The sequence below is a fragment of the Streptomyces sp. SPB074 genome (genome assembly GCF_000154905.1).
In the GTDB taxonomy this organism is placed as follows: Bacteria; Actinomycetota; Actinomycetes; order Streptomycetales; family Streptomycetaceae; genus Streptomyces.
This window is the reverse complement of record NZ_GG770539.1, coordinates 699,479-707,103: the sequence shown is the minus strand read 5'-3', so window position 1 is coordinate 707,103 and position 7,625 is coordinate 699,479. Positions and strand designations below refer to the sequence as shown.

At 74.4% G+C, this 7,625-nt stretch carries 6 protein-coding genes; 4 read left to right on the top strand and 2 right to left on the bottom strand.

The genetic code is table 11. The annotated features are described in order from the left end of the window. Positions 1–81: 81 nt before the first annotated feature. Positions 82–879, bottom strand: a complete 798-nt coding sequence (locus SSBG_RS02895; protein ID WP_008744737.1) for a phosphatase PAP2 family protein — start codon at positions 877–879, stop codon at positions 82–84. Positions 880–1,139: 260 nt separating this feature from the next. On the opposite strand from SSBG_RS02895, the gene SSBG_RS02890 reads away from it, so the two are divergent. Next, complete coding sequence (locus SSBG_RS02890) at positions 1,140–1,802, top strand: TetR/AcrR family transcriptional regulator (RefSeq protein WP_008744736.1); 663 nt, start codon at positions 1,140–1,142, stop codon at positions 1,800–1,802. Positions 1,803–1,961: 159 nt separating this feature from the next. On the opposite strand, the gene SSBG_RS02885 is transcribed toward SSBG_RS02890, so the two are convergent. After that, entirely contained in the window at positions 1,962–3,062 is a 1,101-nt protein-coding gene (locus SSBG_RS02885; protein ID WP_037868807.1) for a DUF2510 domain-containing protein, read from the bottom strand. Positions 3,063–3,258: 196 nt separating this feature from the next. On the opposite strand from SSBG_RS02885, the gene SSBG_RS02880 reads away from it, so the two are divergent. From SSBG_RS02880 to SSBG_RS02875, 3 genes are all read left to right on the top strand, one after another. Then, entirely contained in the window at positions 3,259–5,979 is a 2,721-nt protein-coding gene (locus tag SSBG_RS02880; RefSeq protein ID WP_008744734.1) for an ATP-binding protein, read from the top strand. Positions 5,980–6,261: 282 nt separating this feature from the next. Then, entirely contained in the window at positions 6,262–6,435 is a 174-nt protein-coding gene (locus tag SSBG_RS34135; RefSeq protein WP_234010323.1) for a hypothetical protein, read from the top strand. Between the two features lie 99 nt (positions 6,436–6,534). Beyond that, on the top strand, positions 6,535–7,625 hold a 1,091-nt coding region (locus SSBG_RS02875), incomplete at its 3' end, for a histidine kinase (RefSeq protein ID WP_234010322.1).

Here is a 7,625-nt window from a genome sequence, read left to right as displayed (position 1 = left end):
CGAGGCGCTCCTGGGCGACGGCCGCGGTCGCGTAGGCGACGGCGGAGATCAGCGAGAGCGCGACCGCGAGGAGGGTGGCGGTCATCGGCTCGCGCCGTGCGGGAGGAGCCGCCGCAGGGGCGGGCGGGGGACGGGGCGGGGCCGCGAGAGGTGGGCGGAGGGGCGCGGGACGACGAACAGGGCGATGCCGAGGAGGGCGGTCGCGACGAGCACGTCCATCCAGTAGTGGTTCGCGGTGCCGACGATCACGAGGAGGGTGGTCGCCGGGTGGAGCAGCCACAGCCAGCGGGCCCGGTGCCGCCCGGCGACGACGAAGCCGATGGCGACCATGAGGGCCCAGCCGAAGTGCAGCGAGGGCATGGCCGCGAACTGGTTGGAGACGGAGTCGGTCTGCGGGGTCGAGCCGTAGACCGTGGGGCCGTAGACGAGCCCGGTGTCCATGAGGTGGGTCGCGGCGAGCATCCGCGGGGGCGCGAGCGGGAAGAGCAGGTGCCCGGCGAGCGCGATCCCGGTGACGACCGCCAGGACCCGGCGCGACCACACGTAGTGCGCGGGCTTCTTCCAGTACAGCCAGACCAGGAAGGCGAGCGTGAGCGGGAAGTGCACGGTCGCGTAGTAGGTGTTCGCGATGTGCACGACGCTGTCGCTGTGCAGCAGCAGCGCCTGCACGTCCGTCTCGCGCGGCAGGTGGAGGTACCGCTCCAGATCCCATATGTGATCCGCGTTGCGGTACGCCTCCGAGACGTGTCCGTTCGCCAGTTTCCGCCCCAGTTTGTAGAGGAGGAAGAGTCCGACGACGAGCAGCAGTTCGCGGACGAGGGGCGGTCGGGCAGTGGCGTCCGGCTCCCGTGTCGCGGACCTGGAACGGGCGGTACTCATGCCCGGGGCCCCTTTGACGTGACGGCTTGGTGGTGCGGTGGGGGCAGGGATGACCCCTGGAGCCCAGCGGTACGCCAGTGTACCGGTACGACGTCGTATCGGTACACTTTCGTATCGGTACACCGGCGTACCGGTACCGTGGCGTATCGATACGCCAGCGTACCGGTACACTGGCGTACCGGACGAGCGGTTTTCCCGCCGTTCGCGGCGCGAACGCCGCAGGACCCCGAGGACCGCCACCGGAGGACGAGGAGAGCGCGATGACCGCCGAAGCCGTCGAAGTCACCGACGAGACCACTGCCGCCTCCCGCCGGTCCAAGCTCACGCCCGCACGCGAGCAAGAGTTCTACGAGGCCGTGCTCGACCAGATCAGGCGCTGCGGCTACGACGCGCTGACGATGGAGGGCATCGCGCTGCGCACCCGGTGCAGCAAGTCCACGCTCTACCGGCAGTGGCGCACCAAGCAGCAGTTCGTCGCCGCCGCGCTGCGGGCGCACAGCAAGGAGCGGTTCAGCGGTATCGACACGGGGAGCCTGTCGGGCGACCTGCTCGCCGCCGCGCACGCGGCCGGGAGCGGCGGCTTCGGCGACACCCTGCTCGTCCAGGCCCTGACCCAGGCGGCGCTGCACGACCCGGACCTCAAGAAGGTTTTGCGCGAGACCCTGGTCGATCCCGAGCTCGCCGCGATCGGCGCGATGCTCGACCGCGGGGTCGAGCGCGGGGAACTGCGCGCCGACCACCCCGCCCGCCCCTACGTCGCCTCCCAGCTCCTCGGCGTGCTGCGGATGCGGGCCTTCATCGACGGCAAGCAGGCCGACACCCCGTACATGGAGCGCTTCGTGCGCGCCGTGCTGCTGCCCGTCCTCGGGCTGGCGGAGCCGGAGGACGCGGCGGGGGAGCGGGGGACGGGCGAGAGCCCCTAGAGACCGGCGGTCGTCGTACCGGCGGATGAAGGACGACGACGCGCCCGCGCCGCACCGTGGGGACGGGGGCGGCGCGCCCCGGGCCCGGTGCCCCTTCCCGATGAGCGGTGGGAGGGGACACCGGGCCCTTTTTCCGCGCGCGGGGCTGCCCGCGCGCCCTCAGGCGTTCTGGCCCGTGCCGCCGCCCGGCGCCCCGGCCCGGCCCGCCTCGATCCCGGCGAGCAGTTCGTCCAGCACCGAGAGCTTCGGCGCGTCGTCGGCGATGTCGAGCCCGGCGCGCAGGACGACCAGCTGCTTCGTGGTGGGGGAGGGGAAGGCGACGGTCTCGGCGTAGCCGTCCGGGCCCTTGCTCGTGACGACCTTCCACCGCACGAGGTAGCCCTCGGCGCCCGCGACCTTCACGGCCTTCGCCGCGTCCACGCGGTGCGAGGTGATCTCCCCGTACGCGCCCCCGCCGTAGGAGTCCTCGGCGTTCTTCGCGATATCGGCCTTGGCGATCTCCTCCGGGGTCTTCGCGGAGAGGCCGAGCGCCGCGGCGGGCACCGACTGGATTCCGCCGTGCACGCAGCTGTCCTCGTCACCGGCGGCGGGATCGGGCACGGGGCAGGCGTAGGAACCGGCGTTGACGCTCGCCCCGGTGCTCACGCTCTGGCCCTCCCAGCCCTTCGGCACGGGGATGCGCAGCCCGTTCACCAGGTCCGGCACGCTGCCCGAACGCACCGTCCCGCCCTGCCCCTCGCCCTCGCCGTCCCCACCGCCCTCGCCGCGCTGGCGCGGCGGCGCGGAGGGGGTCTGTCCGCGTGGCGCGCCGGGTTCGCGGGGCGCGGCGGCCGCCGGGCTCTTCGAGCCGTCGCCGTCGTCGCCCGCGAAGAGCGCGTAGCTCCCGACGCCGAGCACGGCGAGCAGCACGACGCCCACCGAGATCCCGGCGATCCACCGCCCGCGCCCGCGCCGCGGCGCGGGCGGCGTCCCGTACGGGCCGTTAGCGCCGTAGGGGACCCCCGGCTGTGCGGCGCCGTACGGGGCGCCCGGCGGGTACGGGGGCGGGGCGCCGTACGGGGAGGGGGCGCCGTACGGGGAGGGGGCGGCGGGTATCGGCGCCTCGGCGGGCGTCCCGGGGACGGGGCCCGGGGCCTGTGCGGGCGCGGCCTGCCGGGTCCGTTCGGTCCAGGCCGTGCCGTCCCACCAGCGCTCGCCGCGCGGGCCCTCGCCCGAGTGGCCGGGATCGGGGTACCAGCCGGGAGGAGTCTGTGGGGTCATGCGGCTCACCCTAGGCCGTGGTGCTGAAAATCGGATGAGAGGCGGGCATGATAGCCGCCGGGTCCCGGGCTCGCTTGAATCCGTGTCATATTCGGGCCCTGCGGTTAGGCTCGCCTCCGTGCGGACCGGGCCCGGCGGCCGAATTGCCGGCCAACTCCCGGTCCAGGCAACGGCGGACCGGCAGGGGAGCGGCATGATGACGGCGGACACGCGGCAGGACGCCCACGACCATGGCGGTTCCCCGCACGGCGAGCCGCCGCCGGGCGAGCCCGCCACCCCGTCCGGCGACACCGCCCTGTGGGAGCGCGAGCGGGAACTGCTGCTCGTGGACGAGGCGATCGAGCGGCTCTGCGAGGACCGCGAGGGCGGCGGCAGCCTCCTCGTCTTCAGCGGTGTCGCGGGCATCGGCAAGACCCGGCTGCTCCAGGAGGTGGGCCGGCGCGCCGCCGCGCGGGCGTCGGTGTGGAGCGCGCGCGGCGGGCAGACGGTCACCTCGGTGCCCTTCCACCTGCTGCGGCAGCTCCTCCAGCACAGCCTGCTCGCGATGACGCCCGACGAGGCCCGCGCCTACCTCGGTGAGCGCTACGACATCGTGGGCCCCGCGCTCGGCATAGTGGAGCCGGGCGGGCGCACCGCCGACCCGCGCGGGGTCATCGACTCGCTCGTCTCCGTCGTCACGCGTCTCGTCGGGGCCGACTGGCCCGTCGTCCTCCTCGTGGACGATGTGCACTGGGCCGACCCCGAGACGCTGGACTGGCTCGCCGCCTTCGCCAAGACGCTCGACACGACGAAGGTGCTGCTTGTCGTGGCGCTGCGCGAGGACGAGGCCACCGGGCGCACGGCCCAGTACCTCAAGAGCCTCGTGGACCAGGCGCGCCCGGCCGGGAACCGCCTCCGGCCGCTCGGCCCCGAGGCCGCCGCCGAGCTGACCCGCGCCGCCTTCGGCTCCCTCGCCGAGGACGGCTTCTGCCGCGAGGTGTGGGCGGTGACCGGAGGGAACCCGTACGACACCGTCGAACTCCTCAGCAAGGCGCGCGAGAACGGGGTCAGAGCCGTCGAGTCCGACGCCGGGCAACTGCGCGGTCTCAACGCCGCCTCGCGCGGCGTCGGCCTCGTGGAACGGATCGAGGCGCTCGGCGCGGACACCCTGCGCGTCGCCTGGTCCGCCGCCGTGCTCGGCACCGACATCACGCTCCCGCTCGTGGCCCGGCTCAGCGACATGCCGCTGGAGGAGGCCGGCACCCACCTCGCCCGGCTCCGTACCGCCCGTGTCCTGGCCGGGCCCGACGACGACCTCCAGTTCGTCCACCCGCTCATCGCCACCGCCGTGCACGAGTCGATGCTCCCCTACCACCGCACCGCCTTGCACGGGCGGGCCGCCGATCTCGTCAAGGAGTCCGGGCGCGGCCCCGCCGCCGCCTCGCGCCACCTGCTCCAGCTCGTGCCCGACGACGACCCGGACGTCGTGGCGCGGCTGCGCGCGGCGGCACGCGAACACCTCGCCGTCGGCGCCCCCGAGGCGGCCAGGCTCTGCCTGGAACGCGCGCTGCTCGAACCGCCCGCGCCCGGCGTGCACGCCCAGGTCAGCTACGAACTGGGCTGCGCGACACTCCTCACCGACCTGGGGAGCACGGTCCGGCACCTGCGGGCCGCGCTCGAACTGCCCGAGGGGCTGACGGGCAAGGACAGGACCGACGCCGTGTGCCGCCTCTCGCAGGCACTCGTCCACCTCGACCGGCTGCGCGAGGCCGTGGACGCGGTGGAGCGCGAGGCCGTCCTGCTGGACGCGGGGCCGGACCGGATGCGGCTCCAGGGCGTGCACTTCATGTGGGAGGGCATCTTCGCGCGCGAGGACGACGCGGAGGGCCGCTCGGCGCGGCTCGCGGCCCTCGCCGACCCGCTCACCGGGCGCGACACCTCCGAGCGGGCGCTGCTCATCCTGCGCGCCTTCGACGTCATGGCGCGCGGCGAGAACGCGGAGCACGCGGTCGAGCTGTGCGACCGCGCCCTCGTCAACGGCCAGCTCCCGCCCGGTCTCGGCTGGACCGACACCGAGTGGAGCTTCGAACTCCTCGTCATGCTCGGCGGCGCGTACATCTTCTCGGACCGCCTCGACCGGGCGTCGAGCCTGTTCACCGAAGCTCTCGACGTCTACCGGCGGCAGGGCTGGAGCGGCAACCACCTCGGTGTGGCGCAGGCGTTCGTCGGCTACGTGAAGCGCCGGCGCGGGCAGTTGCGCGACGCGCGGGGGATGCTCAGGGAGGCGCTGCGGCTCGCGGACCGGGTGGGTTCGCGGATGCCGTTGCACTGGGACATCGTCTGTATGCTCGCCGACACCCTGCTGGCCCAGGGCGAGGTGCGCGAGGCCGAGGAACTGATGGAGCAGTACGCGTTCCGGCCGCCCTATCCCGATGTCATCGTGCTGCCCGACGCCGCGGCGGTCCGGGGACGGCTGCTGCTCGCGCTCGGCCGCCGCAAGGAGGCGATCGACGAGCTGGAGGCGGGGCTCGTCTCGCTCACCGCGCGGGGCTGGCACAACACGGTGCTCGCGCCCGTGCACGGCGAACTCGCCCTCGCCGTCGCGCCCGACGACCCGGACCGGGCCGCCGAACTCGTCGCCACCGCGCGCCGCGCGGCCGAGCGCTTCGGCACCGACACGGCGATCGGTGAATCGCTGCGCCAGGCCGCAGCCGTGAGCGAGGGCCAGCACGCCGCCTCGCTCCTGGCCCGCGCGGTCACCTATCTCGAACACTCGCCCTGCTCCTACGAGCACGCCCGGGCCCGCGTCGAGTACGGGCTCGTCACCCGCTCCCGCAAGGAGCTGGACCGGGGCCTCACGCTCGCCAGGAGCTGCGGGGCGATCGCCCTCGTCCGGCGCGCGACGACCACCCTGGAGGAGGGCAGGGGACTCTACTGACGGGGCGGGCGGAACCCCGCCCGTGAACAGGCGGAATCCCGCGTTCCCGGTGCGGTGGTGGCAAAGCGGGCAGCCGAAAAGGAATGGTCGGGATACCCCGTTCCGCAGGCGATTCCCGCCACAAAGGGATGTACCGGTCCGGCGGGTCACTGATTCATCAAAAAACCCGTCAACTTCCGGTCAGAACGAGGCATGTGACGATCTTGCGCCTACGGTGGTGCGGCGAGCGGCGCCCTGTGGCGTCGCGGTCCGCAAGCACACCGAGGTTCAGGGACCCCGCACATGCTGATGGAGGTCGTGGCCGCAGCCGTCGTCGCCGGCGGGGCCACCGCTGCGGCGACCGGAGGCCCTCTCGTCGCGGCGCGCCGCCGCGCCAGGCGGGCCGGCGAGGACGTACGCGAGGCGCGGCGGGAGCGCGACGTCGCGCGGGCCGACGTCGAGAGCGCGCGCACTTAGACCCGTGCCGCGCGCGAGACGATCGAGCGCGAGACACGGCACCTGCTCGAACACCGCCTTCCCGCCCTTCTCGCGGACCTGCGCACCCCGCACGTCACCGTGCCCGGGCTGCTCGCGCCCGAACTCGCCGGCACCACCGTGGACCGGCTCCACCGCGCGCTCCTCGACGCCGTCGCCGAGGGCGTCGCCGCCGAGAGCGAACGGGTGGACGAGGCCGGGCGGGCCGTCGAGCGCGGCGCGATGAGCCGGGTGCACGCCCTGCAACTGCGCCTCCAGGACGGCCTCAGCGAGATCCAGCGCCGCCACCCCGACGCCGAGCCCGCGCTGATGGCCGACGTCCTCGCGCTCGACATGCTCAACGAGCTGATCGGGCGCGCCGCGCAGACCCCGGCACTCGCCACCGGGTCCACGCCGATGCTCTTCCGCGACGACACGCACCTCGTGGACATCGCGGTGAGCGCCGCGAGCCGGGTCCGCGACTTCAAGGAGCGCGTCGGCGAACCCGTCAACCACCTCACCCGCCCCGTCGGCGTCATGGCGCAGTGCGTCGAGCCGCTGCGCGTGGTCCTCGCCGAACTCCTCGCCAACGCCGTCCACTTCTCGCACGGCACGCTCAAGGTGGACGTCTCGCTGCACGAGACGCAGACCGGCGCGAGCGTCATCGTCGAGGACGCGGGCGTCGGCCTCAACGCCGAGCAGTTCGCCCGCGCGGAGCGCCTGCTCAGCGGCGCGCACCCGGTGCGGCTCGTGGAACTCGGCGACCCGCCGCAGACCGGCTGGGCGGCGATCGGCGCGCTCGTGCGCCAGTACGGCTTCCAGGTCACGCTCAAGAAGAGCGGCTACGGGGGCGTCGCCGCCGTCGTCAGCGTCCCGGCCGCCCTGCTGGTCGAGATGCCCGAGAGCCACGCCCCCTCGGTGCACGCCCCCGCGCCCGTACGGAGCCAGGAACAGGCCGCGCCGCTGCCCGCCGGGGTGCGCAGCGTGAGCCGCGCCGCCGAGACGGGCGACCCCGCGACGCTGCCGCGCCGCCGCCGCAAGACCCGCGAGCGCCCCGGCGGTCCCGGCCCCGGCCCCGTCGCGCCCGTCGCCGAGCTCCCGCGCCTGGCGCCCCGGGAGGCCAAGGCCCGCTGGGGCGGCTGGCAGGCGGGCCGCGACAAGGGCCGCGAGGCCGTGGAAGCCGTCGAGCGGGA

What these genes read in the sequence shown, in the direction of transcription:
- SSBG_RS02895 (WP_008744737.1), bottom strand. Translation starts at nt 879, where the DNA reads ATGAGTACCGCCCGTTCCAGGTCCGCGACACGGGAGCCGGACGCCACT.
- SSBG_RS02890 (WP_008744736.1), top strand. Translation starts at nt 1,140, where the DNA reads ATGACCGCCGAAGCCGTCGAAGTCACCGACGAGACCACTGCCGCCTCC.
- SSBG_RS02885 (WP_037868807.1), bottom strand. Translation starts at nt 3,062, where the DNA reads ATGACCCCACAGACTCCTCCCGGCTGGTACCCCGATCCCGGCCACTCG.
- SSBG_RS02880 (WP_008744734.1), top strand. Translation starts at nt 3,259, where the DNA reads ATGACGGCGGACACGCGGCAGGACGCCCACGACCATGGCGGTTCCCCG.
- SSBG_RS34135 (WP_234010323.1), top strand. Translation starts at nt 6,262, where the DNA reads ATGCTGATGGAGGTCGTGGCCGCAGCCGTCGTCGCCGGCGGGGCCACC.